Annotated in this window: 16 protein-coding genes; 7 read left to right on the top strand and 9 right to left on the bottom strand. The window is 69.3% G+C overall.

What is annotated here, in order from left to right; genetic code table 11:
• Positions 1–7: 7 nt before the first annotated feature.
• Complete coding sequence (locus tag OH768_RS10380) at positions 8–757, top strand: class I SAM-dependent methyltransferase (protein WP_406452301.1); 750 nt, start codon at positions 8–10, stop codon at positions 755–757.
• On the opposite strand, the gene OH768_RS10375 is transcribed toward OH768_RS10380, so the two are convergent.
• Together OH768_RS10375 and OH768_RS10370 are read right to left on the bottom strand one after the other, a co-directional pair.
• Positions 735–1,202, bottom strand: a complete 468-nt coding sequence (locus OH768_RS10375; protein WP_406452299.1) for a hypothetical protein — start codon at positions 1,200–1,202, stop codon at positions 735–737. The two genes, OH768_RS10380 and OH768_RS10375, sit on opposite strands and share 23 nt — an antisense overlap.
• Entirely contained in the window at positions 1,199–1,678 is a 480-nt protein-coding gene (locus OH768_RS10370) for a hypothetical protein (RefSeq protein ID WP_406452297.1), read from the bottom strand. Before OH768_RS10370 ends, OH768_RS10375 begins: the two co-directional genes overlap by 4 nt.
• Before the next feature lie 39 nt (positions 1,679–1,717).
• Here OH768_RS10370 and OH768_RS10365 point away from each other — a divergent pair, with 39 nt between their 5' ends.
• Both OH768_RS10365 and OH768_RS10360 read left to right on the top strand, forming a co-directional pair.
• Complete coding sequence (locus OH768_RS10365; protein ID WP_406452295.1) at positions 1,718–2,680, top strand: helix-turn-helix transcriptional regulator; 963 nt, start codon at positions 1,718–1,720, stop codon at positions 2,678–2,680.
• 39 nt (positions 2,681–2,719) lie between these two features.
• Positions 2,720–4,609 (top strand): rhamnogalacturonan lyase, encoded by a 1,890-nt coding sequence (locus OH768_RS10360; protein ID WP_406452293.1) that lies wholly within the window; start codon positions 2,720–2,722, stop codon positions 4,607–4,609.
• A gap of 47 nt (positions 4,610–4,656) precedes the next feature.
• Here OH768_RS10360 and OH768_RS10355 read toward each other — a convergent pair whose 3' ends face one another.
• Positions 4,657–4,746 (bottom strand): hypothetical protein, encoded by a 90-nt coding sequence (locus OH768_RS10355; RefSeq protein WP_406452291.1) that lies wholly within the window; start codon positions 4,744–4,746, stop codon positions 4,657–4,659.
• A gap of 377 nt (positions 4,747–5,123) precedes the next feature.
• Positions 5,124–8,042, bottom strand: a complete 2,919-nt coding sequence (locus OH768_RS10350) for a glycoside hydrolase family 48 protein (protein ID WP_406452289.1) — start codon at positions 8,040–8,042, stop codon at positions 5,124–5,126.
• 277 nt (positions 8,043–8,319) lie between these two features.
• Here OH768_RS10350 and OH768_RS10345 point away from each other — a divergent pair, with 277 nt between their 5' ends.
• Both OH768_RS10345 and OH768_RS10340 read left to right on the top strand, forming a co-directional pair.
• Entirely contained in the window at positions 8,320–9,801 is a 1,482-nt protein-coding gene (locus OH768_RS10345; RefSeq protein ID WP_406452287.1) for a cellulase family glycosylhydrolase, read from the top strand.
• Positions 9,802–9,879: 78 nt separating this feature from the next.
• Positions 9,880–11,595, top strand: coding sequence for a glycoside hydrolase family 6 protein (locus tag OH768_RS10340; protein ID WP_406452286.1), 1,716 nt, complete (start codon positions 9,880–9,882; stop codon positions 11,593–11,595).
• A 104-nt stretch (positions 11,596–11,699) separates the two neighbouring features.
• Here the strand turns inward: OH768_RS10340 and OH768_RS10335 are convergent, their stop codons facing one another.
• Positions 11,700–12,470 (bottom strand): phytanoyl-CoA dioxygenase family protein, encoded by a 771-nt coding sequence (locus OH768_RS10335; RefSeq protein WP_406452284.1) that lies wholly within the window; start codon positions 12,468–12,470, stop codon positions 11,700–11,702.
• A 136-nt stretch (positions 12,471–12,606) separates the two neighbouring features.
• On the opposite strand from OH768_RS10335, the gene OH768_RS10330 reads away from it, so the two are divergent.
• Together OH768_RS10330 and OH768_RS10325 are read left to right on the top strand one after the other, a co-directional pair.
• On the top strand, positions 12,607–13,494 hold the full coding sequence (locus tag OH768_RS10330) for a class I SAM-dependent methyltransferase (protein ID WP_406452282.1): 888 nt from the start codon (positions 12,607–12,609) through the stop codon (positions 13,492–13,494).
• 102 nt (positions 13,495–13,596) lie between these two features.
• Positions 13,597–14,301 carry an SDR family oxidoreductase gene (locus tag OH768_RS10325; protein WP_406452280.1) on the top strand — a complete coding sequence of 235 codons (705 nt, stop codon included), beginning with the start codon at positions 13,597–13,599 and terminating at the stop codon, positions 14,299–14,301.
• 93 nt (positions 14,302–14,394) lie between these two features.
• Here the strand turns inward: OH768_RS10325 and OH768_RS10320 are convergent, their stop codons facing one another.
• The 4 genes from OH768_RS10320 to OH768_RS10305 form a co-directional block, all read right to left on the bottom strand.
• Entirely contained in the window at positions 14,395–15,090 is a 696-nt protein-coding gene (locus OH768_RS10320; RefSeq protein ID WP_406452278.1) for a glycoside hydrolase family 75 protein, read from the bottom strand.
• 147 nt (positions 15,091–15,237) lie between these two features.
• Entirely contained in the window at positions 15,238–16,074 is an 837-nt protein-coding gene (locus OH768_RS10315; protein WP_406452276.1) for an aldo/keto reductase, read from the bottom strand.
• Positions 16,075–16,177: 103 nt separating this feature from the next.
• Positions 16,178–18,004, bottom strand: a complete 1,827-nt coding sequence (locus OH768_RS10310) for an AMP-dependent synthetase/ligase (RefSeq protein ID WP_406452274.1) — start codon at positions 18,002–18,004, stop codon at positions 16,178–16,180.
• A 240-nt stretch (positions 18,005–18,244) separates the two neighbouring features.
• Positions 18,245–19,744, bottom strand: coding sequence for an MFS transporter (locus tag OH768_RS10305; protein ID WP_406452272.1), 1,500 nt, complete (start codon positions 19,742–19,744; stop codon positions 18,245–18,247).
• Positions 19,745–19,791: the final 47 nt, after the last annotated feature.

Below are 19,791 nucleotides of genomic sequence, written 5' to 3'. Positions count from 1 at the left end.
ACAGCGCGTGCTCGACTACGACAAGGAAGCCGACGCCTACGACGCGACACGCGGCGGCGAGCCCCGTGCCGCCGCCGCTGCCGAAGCCGTACTCGGCCTCGTCCCCCAGGGCGCCGGCGCCCTGCTCGACGTCGCCTGCGGCACCGGCATCGTCACCCGCCGCCTGGCCGCCGCCCGCCCCGGCCTGCGGGTCACCGGCCTGGACGCCGCACCCGCCATGGCCCGTACGGCGGCGACCCGGCTCCCCGGCGCCGTACTCCTCGCCGACAGCCGCCGACTCCCCTTCCCCGACGGGGTGTTCGACGCAGTCACCACCGTCTGGCTGCTGCATCTCGTGGCCGGCCCCGAAGACGCCAGGGCGATCACCGCGGAGTGCGCACGGGTACTGCGACCGGGCGGGGTGTACATCACCACGGTCGACAAGGCCGCCGCCCACGACGTCGGCAGCGACATCGACGCCGTCCTCGCCCCGCGCCCACGCCGCCCCGCCCAGGACCGACCCGACCACGTCCGCGTCTATGCCGCCGAACAGGGCCTGCACCCGGCCGGCACGGCCCGCTTCCGTGGCCACGGCCAGGGCCGCAGCCCCCGCAGCACCACCGCGGACCTGCGACGCGGCTGGTTCACCATGCTGCCGCCCGGCCAGCCGCTCACCGAACGGTTCGCCGAACGACTCCAGTCGCTGCCGGACCAGGAACGGCCGCGTGCGGACCCCGAGTTCACGATCCTGGCGTTCAGGAAGCCTCCGGCCGGGTGAAGTCCATCGTCCAGTTCGTCACCCAACTCGCCCCGTCGTCCACCGAGAACGCCTGCTCCCAGCCCGCGCCGCTCGCGGAGACCCCCGACCACACGAACCGCACCCGCACGTCCTTCCCGTCGTGAGTGTCGTCGCCGTAGAACTCGCCCCGGCCGCTCTCGAACCGCCCCGTCACCGGCGGGAACAGCTTTCCGCTGCGGCTCGACGACCAGTTCAGGGACCACTGCTCGGTCTCCCGGTCGAAGAGCCGCAGGGTCAGCCCCTTCGACCCCAGATACGGCATGTCGATCTCGTCGACGTTCGCCGCGCCGTCGAACAGCGGCCAGCAGCGGCTGACCCCGGTGAACTCCTCCCAGCCGCTGGCGGGTCGGAGGAAGTCGGTGAGACGACGGTTCACGACCTCCCACTCGCCGTGCAGGAAGTCGAAGTCGCGCGGGCTGCTCATGAACGGTCTCCAGTGGTTCCGGCGGGCAGGGAGTCAGCCAAGTAGGCGTCGAGGTCCGGGACTTCGGGCGCGAGCAGATGCCGTACCCAGGCGTCCCGTTCATGCAGGATCGGCGGCAGCTCCCAGGCACAGCCGATCCACGGCAGATCGGGTGTGACGAAGTGGGTGGGGTCGAGGTCGGGGCAGCCGAGCACCGGCTGGCCCGCCGACGCGCCCCGGAAGTGCAGGACGTTGTTCCACACCCAGCTGTACGCGTTCAGATAGGCGCCGCCGTCACCGCCCCGGTGCAGCACCACGAAAGTGGCCGGGGGAGTGCCGTCCGGCTCGGGCAGCAGCTCCGGCAGGATCGCGTACGCCGCCTCCTCCACCTCGGGCGCGATCCCGGCCGGGTCGGCGGTGACGTGGTAGCGCTTGACGTGCCGCCCGGCCACCTCGATCGGCGGTGGCACGGTCAGCAGTTTCTCCGTGAAAGACATGACAGGACGCTAGGACCGTTTCACTGACATCCTATGTCAGTGAAGTCCAGCAGACTCCTCTCGATCCTGCTCCTGCTCCAGACCCGCGGGAGGATGACCGCCGCCCAGCTCGCCGAGGCCTTGGAGGTCTCGGTCCGCACGGTCTACCGGGACGTCGAGGCACTGAGCGCGGCGGGTGTCCCGCTGTACGGCGACGCGGGCCACGCCGGCGGCTACCGCCTCCTCGACGGCTACCGCACCCGCCTGACCGGCCTCACCACGGACGAGGCCGAGGCCCTGTTCCTCGCCGGGGTGCCGGGACCGGCCGCCGAGCTGGGCCTCGGCCCGGTCCTGGCCGCCGCCCAGCTGAAGGTGCGCGCGGCCCTGCCGGCCGAACTACGCGAGCACGCCGACCGGATCAGCGGCCGGTTCCATCTGGACGCGCCGGGCTGGTACGCGGACGCCGACAAGACACCGTTTCTGCATACAGTCGCCGACGGCGTATGGAACAACCGTGTTCTGTATGCGATCTACCGTCGCTGGCGCGAGCCGACCGACGTGGAACGCCGACTGGAGCCGTACGGACTCGTACTGAAGGCGGGCCGCTGGTATGTCGTGGCCGGTCCCGGCCCGCGCACCTTCCGCGTCGACCAGATCCTCGCACTCACCACCTCCGACCCCGACGAGGAGTTCACCCGCCCCGACGACTTCGACCTCGCCGCGTACTGGACCGCCCACCAACGCGACTTCCACGACCGCCTCCACCGCAGCGAGGCAGTGGTCCGACTCGCACCCGAAGCGACCCTCGCCAGGGCGGTCCCCCTCAACGGACGGCCGGAACCGGACGGTTGGACCCTGATGTCGGTCCCCATCGAGTCCATCGACAACGCACACGGCGAGTTCCTGCGCCTCGGCACGGACATCGAAGTCCTCTCACCACCCGAACTCCGCGACCGGATCGCCCGCACGGTCGCCGAACTGGCCGAAAGATACGGCAACTTGCTCACCGGCAGCGGCGACTGACGGTACGGAACCCGTCCGTCCTCCCAGGAGGTACGTCACGTGAGCTACCCGCACCCGCATCCGCGCTCGCCGCACCGGTCCCGCAGACGAAGGGCCGTACTCTCCGCACTCACCGCCGCCGCGGCCCTGGTCCTCGCCGGACTCACCACCGGCACAACCGCCCAGGCCGCCACCGCCCGCCAGGTCGAGGCCCTCGACCGCGGTGTCGTCAGCGTCCACACCGACAGCGGCAACCTGGTCAGCTGGCGCTGGCTCGGCACCGACCCCGACACCGTCTCCTTCAACGTCTACCGCGCCGGTACGAAGGTCAACTCCGCCCCGATCACCGGCTCCACGAACTACTTCCACGCCGGCGCGCCCGCCCAGGCCGACTACACGGTCCGCGCGATCGTCGGCGGCGTGGAACAGGCCGACTCGGTCCATGCGATCCAGTTCCGCACCGGCTACAAGGACGTCCCGATCACCCCGCCCGCCGGCGGCACGACCCCCGACGGCGTCGCCTACACCTACGAGGCCAACGACGCCTCCGTGGGAGACCTCGACGGCGACGGACAGCTCGACTTCGTCCTCAAGTGGCAGCCCACGAACGCCAAGGACAACTCCCAGTCCGGCTACACCGGAAACACGATCCTCGACGGCGTGAAACTCGACGGCACCCGCCTGTGGCGCATCGACCTGGGCCGCAACATCCGCTCCGGCGCGCACTACACGCAGTTCCAGGTGTACGACTACGACGGCGACGGCAAGGCCGAGATCGCCATGAAGACGGCCGACGCGACCGTCGACGGAACGGGAACCGTCATCGGCAACTCGGCGGCGGACTACCGCAATGCGAGCGGTTACGTCCTGTCCGGACCCGAGTACCTGACCATGTTCAACGGCCAGACCGGCAAGGCGATGGGCACCGTCGACTACGTCCCGGCCCGCGGCACGGTCTCCTCGTGGGGCGACTCGTACGGCAACCGCGTCGACCGATTCCTTGCCGGTACCGCCTACTTGGACGGCAGCCGCCCCTCCCTGATCATGGCGCGCGGCTACTACACCCGCACGGTGATCGCCGCCTGGGACTGGCGGAACGGCGCCTTCACCCGCCGCTGGACCTTCGACACCAACTCCTCGACCAACACCGGTAAGGGCTACGACGCCCAGGGCAACCACCAGTTGGCGATCGCCGACGTCGACGGGGACGGCAAGGACGAGATCGTGTACGGCTCGATGGCCGTCGACGACAACGGCTCCGGCCTGTGGACCACCAAGAACGGCCACGGCGACGCCCTGCACGTCGGCGATCTCGACCCCGCCCGCCCGGGCCTGGAGGAGTTCAAGGTCGACGAGGACTCCTCGAAACCGTCCTCCTGGATGGCGGACGCGAAGACCGGCGCGATCATCTGGTCCACACCGGCCAACGGCGACAACGGCCGGGGCGTCTCCGGGGACATCTGGGCGGGCAGCCCCGGCGCCGAGTCCTGGTCGGCATCGGAGAGCGGCATCCGCAACCCCCAGGGCACAGTCGTGTCCACCCGCAAACCCTCCAGCACCAACTTCCTGTCCTGGTGGGACGCCGACCCGGTACGCGAACTCCTCGACTCCACCCACATCGACAAGTACGGCACCACCGCCGACACCCGCCTCCTGACCGGCTCCGACGTCCACTCCAACAACAGCACCAAGGCGACCCCGACCCTCTCCGGGGACATCCTCGGCGACTGGCGGGAAGAGGTCGTCTGGCCCACCACGGACAACACGGCGCTACGGATCTACTCCACGCCGTACGAGACGACCACCAGGATCACGACCCTGCTCCACGACACCCAGTACCGCACCGCCCTGGCCTGGCAGAACACCGCATACAACCAACCGCCCCACCCGAGCTTCTACATCGGCGACGGGATGCCGACGGCACCCCGGCCGACTGTCTACACACCGTGAGACAGGCGGCTGCGCGCCGCGTGCGCGCAGCCGCCCTCTCCGCCCGCTCAGGTGACCGTGCAGGACTGGTCACCTACCTTGAACGACGCCGGCTTCGTATTCACCCCCGACCAACTCCCCGTGAACCCGAACCCCACCGACGCACCCGCGGCCACCGTCCCGTTCCAGCTCACCGGGCACGAACCCGCCACCGTCGATGCGGGCGTTGTGCCAGGTGTAGGTGTCGGCCGCGAGCGCCGTGCCGGGGGCGTCGGCGGCGAGTGCGGACGGCCCGCCCGCCAACAAGCCTGCCGCGAGCGCCAGTACGGCCATCAGGATTCTGGTTCTTCGCACAGTGAGGTCCTCTCCTGAGGAGGGGGAAAGGCACGAGTGCCGGGCGACCCCCAGTGCGGGTAGGGGCCGCCCGGCGGTTCCGTGAAAGAGGGCGTTCGGTGTAGCGCCCCTATAGGGGCGCGGGGAACTGCGCGACCAGCCACAACGGACCCGCAGTCAAAGAACCACCTGACAAGCGGAGCTATTCAAGAAGCTCCGCATACGCCCCCATGGCCAGCGCGACATCCGCCTGCGCCCAGAACCGGTGATACGTGAACACAGGCGCGGCCCCGCCCGCCAAGTAGCTCTGGATCTTCGACCACGCCGGATCGTTCTTGTAGAAGGACCGCAACGAGGCGAACGTAGAAGCGGAGTTGACCGCGTCCCCGTTCGGCATCGTCCCGCTCCACCCGCTCGGCACGTACACACTGTCGTCGAACCGGTTGTAGTCCGCGCGGGTCTCCGGAACGGCGATGCCCAGACTGTCCTGGTAGTTGTTCCACATGCCGTCGAGAAGGGCCTTCGCCGTCGTCTTCGCCGCAGCGGAACCGGACTTCGCGGCGTAGTACGTCAACGTCTTGGCATACGCGGCCGCGACACCCACGTCGTTCGTGTAGTCGGCGACGGTGACATGAAGTCCCGTATTGGCACCGGGACTTGACGCATTCCAGGTGTCGGGCTGCCCCGACCACTGCAGCGTGGAGGGGATCAGATACGTGCCGTCCGGGTTGACCGTGGTCTTGGACAGCGCCCACGCCACCCACTTGTCGAGAACCGCCTTCGCGCTCGCGTTCCCCGTCTGCTGGTAGTACTCGGCGACCCGCTCCATCGACCACGCCTGGAAGCCGAACCACTGGTTGGACGGCGGATCGTGGTAGACGGGCTGCTGGTCGTAGTACATGCCGTAGAACGTCGACGTCCCGGCCGGCGGGCTCGCGTACCGCCCCTGCCAACTGTTGGTCGCCCCGCCGGCGATGGCGCCCTCGCTCGACTGCAGCCAGCGGTAGAACTCCAGCTGCCGGGTCAGCGAGGTACCCCAATCCGCCGCGCCTGTCGCGGACTTGGGCTTCAGATCCGCGTACGAGCTCAACGCGTAGGCAGCCAGGGGGTTTTGATAGCCCCCGTGCACATGGCTGGACCCGATGCGCCATGCCCAGCCCGCGCTGCTGTCGTTCGCGCCTCCCCACGCGTAATACCAGGACAGCAGATAGTCCGAGGCGTCCTTGCCGGTCCCGGCCGGGCAGGTGGACGGCCCGACACAGTTGCCGATTTTCTTGAAGTACTTGTCGTACATGGCATACCGCAGATAGTCGCCCATCTTGGCCGCCTTGCCGACGGTCGCCGAGACGTCGCCGCCCTTGCCCTGCTCCTTGGCCCAGGTGTCGGCCCAGTACGCGGCCTGCACAGCCCGCGCGTCAGCATCCGGAGCGTCCGTGTACTTCCACTGCTTGGCGTACGAGGAGTCACCGGTGAAGAGGTCCAAGTAGCCGTTCGTACCGCCGTACTTGAAGGCGTCGCAGGTCGGCTGCGACACCGTCTCCCACACGGACTCCTGCGGTCCGCGCTGGAAGGTGTTGATGTACGAAGGCCCGCTCGCCGTCGGCCCCGCCTCGCACCCACCGCCCGGCGTGTCGCCGTAGCCGTAGGTGTTGTCGACATCCTCCAGCCAGTGCATACCGTAGACATCGTCCGTACCGTATGCGGTCTTCAGTTCACCGGCGATCGGATCCGATCCCACCGACACCGAGGTGTCCAGCTTCGCCGGATACTCGTTCGGGGTGTCCAGCTCGGGCGCGTACGTCGCCGGTTTCGAGGCGTTGTAGAAGGAGTTCGTCGGCTGGTCTGCGTGGGTCGGGATCATGTACTTCTCCATGAGATCCCAGGCGCCGTTGAACTTCGACCAGTCGCCCGTCACCTTGCCGTACATCGCCTGCAGCCACAGCAGATAGCTGTACGCCTCCGACGTCGTCTCGTGCCCCTGGTCCGGCGCCTCGACGATCAGGGTCTCCACCGAGTGGTAGGGGATGCCCTGGGGCGAGAAGTAGCCGTTCGCCGGGTTGGTGATCTTCCCGTAGAGGTCCAGGAAGCGGGCGTCGTACGCGTTCGCCGCCGCCAGCTCCGTCACGGTGACCGTCGCCTTGGTGAAGCCCGTGGCCGTCGAGTCGAAGGACGCCGAACCGGTGCCGGACGCGTCGGCCGTGAGGGTCACCGTCTGCGCGGTGTTCCAGTTCGACGGCGTGAAGGTGAGTGTCCCGCCGCCGGTGACCGACAGCCCCGTGTTGCCGCTCGCGCGGGCCGTCGTGACGCTCACGTTCGACGACGGCTGCGTGGACAGCGACACCGCGTACGTGCCCGACTTGCCCTGCTGGACGCCCAGTTGGGTCGGCGAGGCGACGATCGCGGGTCCCGAGGCGACCGTGATGCCGACCGGCGTGGACGCACCGGACGCGCCCAGGCTGTCGTACGCCTTCGCCACCAGCGAATGACTGCCCACGGTCAAACCAGAAGCCGAGAGCGAGTACGGCGAGGTCGTGTCCGTGCCGAGCAGCGTGGTGTCGTCGTAGAACTCGACCTTGCTGATCGTCGCGTTGTCGGCCGCCGCCGCGGTCGCCGCGAGCGGGATCGCGGCCCCCTGCGTGTAGATCGCACCTGCGCTCGGGCTGGTCAGCACGGTGATCGGCGGCTGATGGGCGCCGACGCAGGTGGTGCCGTTGATCGCGAACGAGGTGGGCGCGGTGTTGGTGCCGCTGTAGCCGAACTGCGCGCCGGTCGAGACGGCGGCGCCCGCGGCGATCGTCCCGTTGTACGACGCGTTCGTCACCGTGACCGCGCTGCCGGACTGGGACCAGGTGCCGTTCCAGCCGTTGCTGAGCTTCTGGTTGCCCGTGTAGGCGTAGGCCAGGGTCCAGCCGTTGATCGCGTCCGTACCCCGGTTGGTGAGGGTCAGATCCGCGGTGAAGCCGGAGCCCCAGTCATTGGTCTTGTAGTCCACGCTGCACTGAACTGTCGCCGCCTGGGCGGGAGTTGTGCCCGTCGCGAGCATCGAGACGGGAAGCGCGAGGGCCGCCACGACAGCGGTCCACAGTCGCCGCGTCACGCGGCGTCTCCTTCTGGGGTGCATGTGCTGGTTCCTCCTTGCGGCTCGGAGGGGTGGGGGCGGAGCAGCAACAAGCCTTGAACCAGTGGGAGCGCTCCCATCGTGGGGACAGGGGTGAGGGTCGTCAAGGTGCTTACGGAGTCGAAAAGATTCGACGGGCGTGGGTTGAGGGAAAGTCAGCGAAAGTCTGTGACTCCCCTGTTCTTTACCGTCACTTGGCGCTACCTTCCTGGACACCAGTGGGAGCGATTCCGTCAGTCGACGCGTCCGTGCGACGCGCCCGAGCTGCAAGGAGTCGCTCATGCGACACCCCCCGCGTTCAATCCTTTTAGCCGTCGCCGGCGCGACCGCCCTTGTCGGGGCCATGGTCGTTCCGGTGGTCACGGCGTCCGGCGCCACCCCCGCGTGCACGGTGGAGTACTCGGTCACCAGCCAGTGGGACACCGGATTCCAGGGCGCAGTGCAGATCACCAACAACATGGCACCGGTGAGCAGTTGGAGCCTGAGCTTCGACTTCGCCGGCGGCCAGAAGGTCACCCAGGGCTGGAACGCCAAGTGGACCCAGTCCGCCACGACGGTCACCGCGACCAACGAGAGCTGGAACGGCTCGCTCGGCACCGGCGCGAGCGTGGGCGCCGGCTTCCTCGCCAACTGGTCGGGGAGCAACGCCGTACCGTCCGCGTTCAAGCTCAACGGCACTACCTGCAACGTCGATTCGGAGCCGACACCGCCGACCTCGCCGCCTCCGACCTCACCGCCGCCCAGCGGCACCGCACCCGCACTGCACGTCTCTGGGAACAAGCTCGTGGACGCCGGCGGCACCAACCGCCGTCTGCTGGGCGTCAACCGGTCCGGCGGCGAGTTCATGTGCGTGCAGGGCTACGGAATCTGGGACGGCCCGGTGGACGACGCGGCCGTGGCGGCGATCGCCGACTGGAAGGCGAACGTGGTCCGCATTCCCCTCAACGAGGAGTGCTGGCTGGGCCTTTCGAACATCAAACCCGAGTACGCGGGCGCCAACTACATCGCCGCCGTCAAGGACCTGGTGGCGAAGGTCGAGGCGCACGGCATGACACCGATCGTCGAACTGCACTGGACCTACGGCCAGTACACCGGCAACTCGGCGGGCTGCTCCGACGTGCACGCCACCTGCCAGAAGCCGATGCCGGACGCGCAGTACACCCCGTCGTTCTGGTCCTCGGTCGCCAGCACCTTCAAGGGCGACCAGGCCGTCGCGTTCGACCTGTTCAACGAGCCCTATCCGGACCGCGCGACCTCCACGACCACCCAGGCGTGGCAGTGCTGGCGGGATGGGGGCACCTGCCCCGGCATCGGGTACGAAGTCGCCGGTATGCAGGATCTCGTCGACGCCGTACGGTCGACCGGCGCCAAGAACGTGATCTTGGCCGGCGGGCTCGCGTACTCGAACGACCTCAGCCAGTGGCTGGCCTACAAGCCCACCGATCCGACGGGCAATCTCGTCGCCGCGTACCACGTGTACAACTTCAACACCTGCGCGAGCGAGAGCTGCTGGAACTCCACCCTCGCCCCCGCCGCCGCCCAAGTGCCGCTGGTGGCAGGGGAGATCGGCGAGAACACCTGCTCGCACGCCTTCGTCGACCAGGTCATGAAGTGGTTCGACGACCGCGGGCTCTCGTATCTCGGCTGGACCTGGAACACCTGGGACTGTTCGGCCGGTCCGTCGCTGATCTCCGACTACGCCGGTACGCCCACCGCGTACGGCATCGGGCTGCGCGACCATCTGCGCGCCCTCAACGGATAGGCGCCCCCCCGCACACGGAACAGCGCACACCGCAGCACCCGCAACCAACTTCCTTACCAGACAAGGAAACCCGTACTCATGAGCCGTACCAGAACAGCGTTGCTCGCTGCCTTGGTGCTCGTCGCCGGGGCCTCGGGGACGGCGGTCGCCGCCAACCCCTCCTCGGACGTCGGCATCGCCGCGATCCCGTGCAGCGTCGACTACAAGGTGCAGAACCAGTGGGACACCGGCTTCACCGCCGCCGTCACGGTCACCAACAACTCGGCCGCCAAGTCGAGTTGGGCCGTGAAGTGGTCGTACGCCGGCAACCAGAAGGTCACCAGCGGCTGGAACGCGAAGATCAGCCAGAGCGGGACCGCCGTCACGGCAGCCAACGAGACCTACAACGGCAGCCTGCAGACCGGGAGTTCGGTCAGCTTCGGCTTCAACGCCTCCTACAGCGGCACCAACGCGCTCCCGACCGCCTTCACCCTCGACGGCGTGACCTGCAACGTCGACGACGGCAGCGGCGGGGGAGGTGGCGGTGGCGGCACCGATCCCGGCACGCGGGTCGACAACCCGTACGCGGGCGCCAAGGTCTACGTGAACCCTGAGTGGTCGGCGAAGGCCGCCGCCGAGACCGGCGGCAGCCGGATCTCCAACCAGCCCACCGGCGTCTGGCTCGACCGCATCGCCGCCATCAATGGAGTCAACGGCGGCATGGGCCTGCGCGCCCACCTCGACGCGGCGCTCGCCCAGAAGGGCAGCGGCGAAGAGGTCGTCCAGCTCGTCGTCTACGACCTGCCCGGACGCGACTGCGCGGCCCTCGCCTCCAACGGAGAACTCGGCCCGACCGAAATCGGCCGCTACGAAAGCGAGTTCATCGACCCGATCGCCGCGATCCTCGCCGACAGCAAGTACGCCTCGCTGCGGATCGTCACCACGATCGAGATCGACTCGCTGCCCAACCTCGTGACCAACACCGGCAGCAAGGCCACCGCCACCCCGCAGTGCGACACCATGCTCGCCAACGGCAACTACGTGAAGGGCGTCGGCTACGCGCTGAACAAGCTCGGCGCGATCCCCAACGTCTACAACTACATCGACGCCGGACACCACGGCTGGCTCGGCTGGGACGACAACTTCGCCCCCTCCGCGAACCTCTTCTACCAGGCCGCCAACGCCGAGGGCGCGACCGTGAACGACGTGGCCGGCTTCATCACCAACACGGCCAACTACAGCGCCCTGAAGGAGAACAACTTCACGATCAACGACAGCGTGAACGGTGTCTCCGTGCGCCAGTCCAAGTGGGTCGACTGGAACCGCTACGTGGACGAGCTGTCGTACGCCCAGGCGTTCCGCAACCAGTTGGTGTCGGTCGGCTTCAACTCCGGTATCGGCATGCTGATCGACACCTCCAGGAACGGCTGGGGCGGTTCCGCCAGGCCGACCGGTCCAGGCGCAACGACCAGTGTGGACACGTACGTCGACGGTGGCCGCTACGACCGCCGGATCCAGGTCGGGAACTGGTGCAACCAGTCCGGAGCCGGGCTCGGCGAGCGTCCGCAGGCCGCCCCCGCGACCGGGATCGACGCCTATGTGTGGATGAAGCCGCCGGGTGAGTCGGACGGTTCCAGTACCGCCATCGCCAACGACGAGGGCAAGGGCTTCGACCGCATGTGCGACCCGACGTACACGGGCAACGCCCGCAACGGCAACAACATGTCGGGCGCACTGCCGAACGCCCCGCTGTCCGGACACTGGTTCTCGGCGCAGTTCCAGCAGCTGATGGCGAACGCGTACCCGCCGCTGTAGATCGCACACAGAGAACGCCTACAGGAATCGCACACAGTAATCGTGTATCGCATCGCACATGGCATACGCCGACCCCCCGCGCCCTCACCAAAGGGCGCGGGGGGTCATCCCTCCCGACCCAGCCCCCGGCGGATCGCGAACTCCACCGCCGAGTAGTCGCCGTCCGGACGGTCCAGCTCGAAGGGGACCGCCGGAGCCAGCGGTGGCTGCGCCAGGAGACGCGGCCGGGTGCCGTGGTTCGGCTGGGCCGCGTGGACCAGGAAGGGGTGGCACAGGTACACGTCACCGGGGCTGCCGGTGGCGTACGCGAGCGGGCGGTGGGCGGTGGCCTCGACCAGTCGCGGGGCGATCTCCAGACCGGACACCCCCGCCTCGCCGTACGGTTCCAGGAGCGGCGGCACGTCGAGGTGCGAGCCGACGCGGATGCGGGTCGGGGCGTTGTCCTCGGTCACCTCGGTGAACAGGAACAGCATCAGCAGCGCGCGGTCCCGCGAGCGCAGATTGGTGTACGGCCAGGTCTCGCCCTCGGGGGTGTAGCTCCCGTCGATGTGCCAGCCGGCGTCGTCGGGTTCGTCCTCGTGCGGGAAGCGCAGCGGGAAGGCGCCCAGGCCGTAGCGCGTCGCCCAGCGCCCCTCGCCCACCAGGAGGTCGAACGCCTCGTGCAGCGCGGGGGAGTTGGCGGCCGCGGCGAACGGGCCCTGCCCCATGCCCGGTACCCAGACCACGGGGTCCTTCCAGGTGCCGGGGTCGTCGGGGTCGTAGCCCGTCTCCCGCCACAGCAGCCGCGCGCAGTCGGCGGCGGCGCGCGGCGGGAAGGCGCCCTCGATCTTCACGAACCCGTCTTCGATGAAGCGTTCCAGCAACACGTCGTCCATACGCGCATGCTCGGCGACCGACGGCCCCCGCCGCACCCCATTTTTACTGCCCTTTTTTGCCGCTTCGGCAACGGAAGTGGCCGCCGGACGGTGCGTCGGCGCAGGCTGACGGCACCCGGACGAGAGGCTGACCACCATGGCGCACGAGCACAACGAGAAGCACGCTCACCACCACGACCACACCGACATGGACTGGGCCGTCATGGGCCCCCTGCTGGAGACCCAGGCGGAGTTGTTCGCGCCGCTGTACGAGCGGGCCATGGCGTGGCTGGCGAAGGAGCGGACCGACCCGGGGCTGATCGTCGACGCGGGCAGCGGGCCGGGTGTGCTCGCATGTCTGTTCGCGGAGACGTTCCCGGGCGCCCGGGTCGTGGCGGTGGACGGTTCCGCACCGCTCCTGGAGCGGGCCCGTGCCCGCGCCGAGCGGCTGGGCTTCGGCGACCGCTTCGGCACGCTGACCGGTGAACTGCCGGATGTCCTGGGCGAGTTGGAGTACCCGGCCGATCTGCTGTGGGCCAGCCGCAGCCTGCATCACCTCGGCGACCAGCGCGCCGGTCTCGCCGCGTTCGCGCAGCGGCTCGCCCCCGGCGGCACGCTCGCCATCATGGAGGGCGGTCTGCCCACCCGGTTCCTGCCGCGCGACTTCGGCATCGGCCGCCCGGGCCTGGAGGCGCGGATCGACGCGATCGAGGCCGAGTGGTTCGCGCAGATGCGCGCCGACCTCCCCGGCGCCGTCACCGAGACCGAGGACTGGTCCGCCCTCCTGACCTCGGCGGGCCTGAAGTACACCGGCAGCCGCAGCTTCCTCCTCGACCTGGCCGCCCCGGCCCCGGACCGCGTCCGCGCCTATGTCGCGACCTGGCTGACCCGGGTCCGTGACGTCTACGGCGACGCCCTGGGCGCCGAGGACCGGGCCACCCTCGACCGGCTGGTCGACCCGCAGGACCCGGCCGGTGTGCACCGGCGGGCCGATGTGTTCGTGCTCGCCGCGCACACCGTGCACACGGCGGTGCGGCCGGTGTGAACGGCCCGTGATCTCGACGGCTTGACTTCAAGAGCGCTCAAGGTGATGAACTGCCCTTCCGGAAATGCGGAGTTCACCGACCCACGGGGGGACCACATCACCATGAACGACAACTCTCACGTCGCGCTCATAACCGGCGGCGGCAGCGGGATCGGCGCGGCCGTCGCGAGACAACTCCTCAGTGCCGGCGGCCGGGTGGCCGTCACCGGCCGCAGCGAGCAGCGGCTGCACGCCTTCGCCGGTCAACTGGGAAATCCTGAAGGCCTGTTGACGATTCCCGGCAGCGCCTCCGAGTACGACCAGGTGCAGGCCGCCGTCGAGACGACGCTGAAACAGTTCGGGCGGCTCGACGCGGTCGTCGCCAACGCCGGTGTCGCCACGCACGATTCGGTCGCGGAGGGCGACCCGGCCGGGTGGACCGAGATGGTGCTGACCAACGTCCTCGGGCCCGCCCTCCTGATCCGGGCGTCCGTCGACGCGCTGAAGCAGACGCACGGACGGATCGTGCTGATCGGCAGTGTCGCCGGGTTCGTGCACACGCCCGGCAACATCTACGGCGCCACCAAGTGGGCGATGACGGGTCTCGCCGAGAACACCCGGCGAGAGGTCACGGAGTTCGGCATCGGGGTGACGCTGGTCGCGCCGGGCCGGGTGGAAACCCCGTTCTGGGACGGCAACGGCAGCCCGCCGCCCGGCCGTCTGCTCACCGCCGACCACATCGCCGACACGATCCTGTGGGCGATCCGCCAGCCCGCAGGCGTCGACATCAACACCGTCGTCGTACGGCCGATCGGGCAGCCCAACTGACGTACAAGGATCAACTCGCCTGTGACCGAGGCCCGTTGCCGCGACCGACCGATCGCGACAACGGGCCTCGTGACAACGGCCCTCTCCCGCAGGCTAGTTGTTCTGCAGGAACTGTTTCGCCAGCTGGTCGCCCAGCGAGACCGCCGCGCTGTGGCTCTCGATGGGGGAGACCGTCGAGTTCTTGAACAGGATGTACGTCACGCCGGAGTCGGCGCCGCCGGTTGCCGGGTCGGGGTCGATGCCGAGGGCCTTGGCGGTGGCGTAGGAGGCCTCGCCGATGATGTTGGTGGGGCCGGTGTCGCCGACGACGGCGTACTCGACCTTGTTGTTGTAGATCACGGCGACCACGCCGCCGCCCTTGATGCCGTAGCTGGAGTAATTCCAGATGCTGCTGGAGCTGGGCACCACGATGTAGGGCAGTGAATCCGCCTTCAGGGGCTGGCCGTTGGACTGGTGGAACGCCGTGTCGTCCTGGTACCAGGGGTCGGCGTTCTCGTTGCAGTTCGTGGTGCGCTGGCCGTCGCAGTCGATGTCCATGTCGGCCTTCCAGAACACGGCGCCGTTCTTGCCGCAGACCGGAATGGTGGCCGAAGTCTCGTCGTCGGTGCGGTACTTGCCGTTCGATATCTGCGAGCAGGACGTCACCTTGGAGAGCAGGTCGGCCGCGCTGACCGTGCCCTCCTGTGCCGACTTCGGCGTGGCGCCGGAGGAGGCGCTCGCGGGGAGCACTCCGGCGGCGAGCAGGGCGGCGCCTGAGGCCGCGGCGAGGGTCAGTGTTCGGATGCGCACTGTGGGGGACCCTTCTGTTAGGAAAGTTTCCTTACCGGGTGCGCAACAAGGTGGCCCCATAGGCGTGCTCGCGTCAAGACCCTGGTACGAACCAAGCAACGCGAAGCGCCCCGGAGTTGAACTCCGGGGCGCTTCGTACCGCTGGGTTCAGCCCATGTTGAACGTCGACGGGTCGGGACCCAGTCGCCGGTCCTCGTTCAGCGCGCTGATCGCCGCGAGGTCCTCGGTGTCCAGGCTGAAGTCGAAGACCTCGATGTTCTCCTTGACCCGCGACGGGGTCACGGACTTGGGAATCACCACGTTGCCGAGCTGGATGTGCCAGCGCAGCACGATCTGGGCCGGGGTGCGGCCGTGCTTCTGCGCGATGGCGACGATCGCCGGGACCTCCAGCAGACCCCGGCCCGAGCCGAGCGGCGACCAGGCCTCGGTCGCGATGCCCTGCTCCGCCTGGTACTCGCGCGCTGCCCGCTGCTGGAGCTGCGGGTGCAGCTCGATCTGGTCGACCGCCGGGATGACCGAGGTCTCCGCGATCAGCCGCTCCAGGTGGTCGGGTTCGAAGTTGGAGACGCCGATGGCGCGCACCCGGCCGTCCGCGTGCAGCTTCTCGAACGCCTTGTAGCTGTCGACGTACTTGTCCCGGGCCGGGGTGGGCCAGTGGATCAGATACAGATCCAGGTACTCCAGGCCGAGCTTCTCCAGCGACACGTCGAAGGCGCGCAGGGTGGCCTCGTACCCCTGGTCGGCGTTCCAGAGCTTGGTGGTGACGAAGAGCTCCTCGCGCGGGACGCCGGAGGAGGCGATGGCCTTTCCGGTGCCCTCTTCGTTGCCGTAGATCGCAGCCGTGTCGATGCTGCGGTACCCGGTCTCCAGTGCCGTGGCCACCGCCCGCTCCGCCTCGTCGTCCGGCACCTGCCAGACGCCGAAGCCCAGCTGGGGCATCTCGACACCGTTGTTGAGGATGATCGGGGGGACCTTGCTGCTCACGAGCTCTCGATCCTTCAGTCGTCGGGTGGGTACTACCCATCGTCAACGATCACGGGCCGTGGTGCATTCCTGACCGCGAAATCCGTGGCGGGGTGAGCTTCGGTCAGGCGCGGTACAGCGCCTCGACCTCATTGGCGTAGGCGTTCTCGATGGCCTTGCGCTTCAGCTTCAGGGACGGGGTCAGCAGACCGTGCTCCTCGGTGAAGGGCTGGGCCAGTATGCGGAAGGTGCGGATCGACTCGGCCTGGGAGACGAGGGTGTTGGCGGCGACCACCGCGCGCCGCACCTCGGTCTCCAGGTCGGCGTCCCGCACCAGCTCCGCCGGTGTCATCCGGTGTTTTCCGCGCATGGTGAGCCAGTGCTCGACGGCCTCGTGGTCGAGGGTGACGAGGGCGGCGATGTAGGGGCGGTCGTTGCCGACGACGATGCACTGCGAGACCAGCGGATGGTCCCGCACCCGCTCCTCCAGAAGCCCGGGCGCGACGCTCTTGCCACCCGAGGTCACCAGGATCTCCTTCTTGCGCCCGGTGATGGTGAGATAGCCGTCCTCGTCGAGAGAACCGAGGTCGCCCGTGGCGAGCCAGCCGTCGTGCAGGGTCTCGTCGGTCGCCTTCTGGTTGTTGAGGTAGCCCTGGAAGACGTTGGGGCCGTTGAGCCAGATCTCGCCGTCGTCCGCGATGTGCACGGTCACACCCGGGACGGCCTGGCCTACGGTGCCGTAGCGGGTGCGTTCGGGCGGGTTGGCGGTCGCGGCGGCCGTCGACTCGGTGAGGCCGTAGCCCTCGTAGATCTGCACGCCCGCCCCGGCGAAGAACAGTCCGAGCCGCCGGTCCATGGCCGACCCGCCGGACATGGCGTTGCGGATCCGGCCGCCCATGGCCGCCCGCACCTTGGAGTAGACGAGTTTGTCGAAGAGCTGGTGCTGCATCCGCAGCCCGGCGGACGGGCCCGGGCCGATGCCCCAGGCCTTCTCCTCGACCGCGTCCGCGTACTTCACCGCGATCTCCACGGCCTTCTCGAACGGCCCGGCCTTGCCGTCCTTCTCGGCCTTGCGGCGGGCCGCGTTGAAGACCTTCTCGAAGATGTACGGCACGGCCAGGATGAACGTCGGTCTGAACGCGACCAGGTCCGGCAGCAGGGCGGCGGCGTTCAGCTGCGGCTGGTGGCCGAAACGCACCCCGCCGCGGATCGCCGCGACCTGCACCATCCGCCCGAAGACGTGCGCCAGCGGCAGGAACAGCAGGGTCGCCGCCTCGTCGCCCTTCTTCGAGTGGAAGACGGACTCCCAGCGGTCGATGACCGTGTCCGCCTCGTACATGAAGTTGCCGTGCGAGATGACACAGCCCTTGGGTCTGCCCGTGGTGCCCGAGGTGTAGATGATCGTCGCGGTCGAGTCCGGGGTGACGGCCTGGCGGTGCCGGTGCACCACCTCGTCCTCGATGTGCGCGCCGGCGTCGTACAGCTCCTGCACGGCGCCCGTGTCCAGCTGCCACAGCTGGTGCAGTGCGGGGAGGCGGTCGATGACGGTGGCGATGGTCATCGCGTGGTCCTCGTGCTCGACCATGGCCGCCGAGACCTGTGCGTCGTGCAGCATCCAGAAGCACTGCTCGGCCGACGAGGTGGGATAGATCGGCACCACCTGGGCGCCGATCGTCCACAGGGCGAAGTCGAAGAGTGTCCACTCGTAGCGGGTGCGGGACATGATCGCGACCCGGTCGCCGAAGCGGACGCCCCGGGCCAGCAGCCCCTTGGCGAGGGCGAGGACCTCGTCGCGGAACTCGGCGGCGGTCACGTCCCGCCACCGGTCCTGCTCGTCCTTGCGGCCGAGGGACACGTGGAGGGGGTCTTCCTGGGCACGCTCGAACACGACGTCGGCCAGACCGCCCACCGGCGGCGCCAACGCCAACGGAGGGTTGGTGAACTCGCGCAAACCCCGCTCCCCGCTCTCGTCGACGCTCCCCACAGCGCGGTGAAAGCTACCCCACCCGGCTGAAGGGCGGGAGGGGGTCGGAATCAGAGCAGTCCTCATGTCCGCACAGGTCAGCGGCGGAAAATGCGCTCACAAGGGGAAGGGTCGGACAGAAATCCTTACGGTTCCGTAGGTTTCGGCCCCGTAATCTCCACTGAATCTGTACGCCCCGATTACGCCCGCTGTCCCGCCCGTGCGACGTCACCCGGACGACGCCGTCTCCTCCTCACTCAGCGTCCGCGCGCCCGATTCCGTCACTCCGCCCCGCTCCGCGCGCCCGGCCCCGACCAGTACGAGGACCAGCGCGCCCGCCGCCGTCCCGACGAACCCGGCCGTCACGAACGCCGAGTCGAGCCCCGACGCGAACGCGGCCCGCAGCGCGTGCTCGGAGAACGCCCCGCGCAGCGCCCCCGCCCCGCCGCCCGCGAGCGTGTGCGCCGCGTCGTGCGGGAGCGTGTCCCGCATCCGGGACGTGAGTACGGTCCCGGACACGGCGACACCGAGCGCGTACCCCAGCTGCCGTACGGTGTTCACCGCGCCGCCCGCCATGCCCGCCCGTTCGGCGGGCACCGCAGCGAGCGCCGCCCCGGCGATCCCCGGCGCCACCAGCCCCGTACCGACACCCACCAGGACGAGCCCCGGCACCAGCGCCGTCCAGTCCGAACCGGCGCCCAGGACGGCCTGGCAGAAGCAGCCCGTGCCGATCAGCAGCAGCCCGCCACCGATCGTCAGCCGGGCCGGCACCCCGTGCAGCAGCTTCCCGGCCAGCACCGACACCACGACCGCCGCCCCCGTCAGCGGCAACAGCGTCAGCCCGCCGCGCACCGGGCTCATCCCCAGCACCGTCTGCAGCCAGATCGACAGATACGGCATCCCGCCGAACGCCACCCCGTTGAAGGCCAGCCCGCCCGCCATCACCCCCACGAACGCGGGCTTGCGCAGCAGCGCCAGATCGAGCAGCGGATGCGCCACCCGCCGCTCCACCAGCACGAAGCAGACCAGCGCCAGGGCCGCGAGCGCGAAGGACACGAGCGTCGGCGTCGCCCCCCAGCCGTCCTCCCCGGCCCGCACCACCGCGTACGTCACCCCGCCCGCGAACCCCGCGAACGCGACCGTCCCCGCCCAGTCGATCCGCATCCCGCGAGGCCCCTTCGACTCCGGTACCACCCGCAGCGTCAGCCACACCGCGGCCACGCTCACCGGCAGGTTCACGAAGAAGATCCACCGCCAGCCCGGCCCCTCCGTGAGCACCCCGCCCAGCACCGGCCCGACCGCCGCGGCCCCGCCGCTGACCGCGCCCCACACCCCGAGCGCCACCGACCGCCGCCGCCCCTGATACACCGAGCCGAGCAACGGCAACGTGGTCGCGAGCATCGCCGCCGCCCCCACACCCTGCACGGCCCGGGCCGCCGCCAGCGCGCCCGGCCCGCCCGCGAGCCCGCACAGCAGCGACGCCACCGCGAACAGCACCAGACCCGCCACATGCACCCGCCGGCGCCCCAGAATGTCGGCGGCGGCCCCGAACCCCAGCAGCAGCGCCGCCAACGCCAGCGCATACCCGTCGACCACCCACTGCAGATCAGTCAACGACGCCTGCAACGACCGCGCCATGTCCGGCAGCGCGACCACCACGATCGTCACATCCAGCAACAACATGAACGTGCCCAGGCACACCGCCGTCAGCGGCCCCCATGTACGCATGCCCTCAACTCCCCTGTCCCGGATACGCAGTTCTCCGTACGATGAGC

This window comes from Streptomyces sp. NBC_01622 (assembly GCF_045209635.1).
In the GTDB taxonomy this organism is placed as follows: domain Bacteria; phylum Actinomycetota; class Actinomycetes; order Streptomycetales; family Streptomycetaceae; genus Streptomyces.
Note: the sequence above shows the minus strand (reverse complement) of the source record. Positions and strands in the feature narration are given on the sequence as shown.

Bases quoted from the DNA above. Each gene is read 5' to 3' on its own strand.
- OH768_RS10375 (WP_406452299.1), bottom strand. From the start codon at position 1,202: ATGAGCAGCCCGCGCGACTTCGACTTCCTGCACGGCGAGTGGGAGGTC.
- OH768_RS10370 (WP_406452297.1), bottom strand. From the start codon at position 1,678: ATGTCTTTCACGGAGAAACTGCTGACCGTGCCACCGCCGATCGAGGTG.
- OH768_RS10350 (WP_406452289.1), bottom strand. From the start codon at position 8,042: ATGCACCCCAGAAGGAGACGCCGCGTGACGCGGCGACTGTGGACCGCT.
- OH768_RS10345 (WP_406452287.1), top strand. From the start codon at position 8,320: ATGCGACACCCCCCGCGTTCAATCCTTTTAGCCGTCGCCGGCGCGACC.
- OH768_RS10340 (WP_406452286.1), top strand. From the start codon at position 9,880: ATGAGCCGTACCAGAACAGCGTTGCTCGCTGCCTTGGTGCTCGTCGCC.
- OH768_RS10335 (WP_406452284.1), bottom strand. From the start codon at position 12,470: ATGGACGACGTGTTGCTGGAACGCTTCATCGAAGACGGGTTCGTGAAG.
- OH768_RS10330 (WP_406452282.1), top strand. From the start codon at position 12,607: ATGGCGCACGAGCACAACGAGAAGCACGCTCACCACCACGACCACACC.
- OH768_RS10325 (WP_406452280.1), top strand. From the start codon at position 13,597: ATGAACGACAACTCTCACGTCGCGCTCATAACCGGCGGCGGCAGCGGG.
- OH768_RS10305 (WP_406452272.1), bottom strand. From the start codon at position 19,744: ATGCGTACATGGGGGCCGCTGACGGCGGTGTGCCTGGGCACGTTCATG.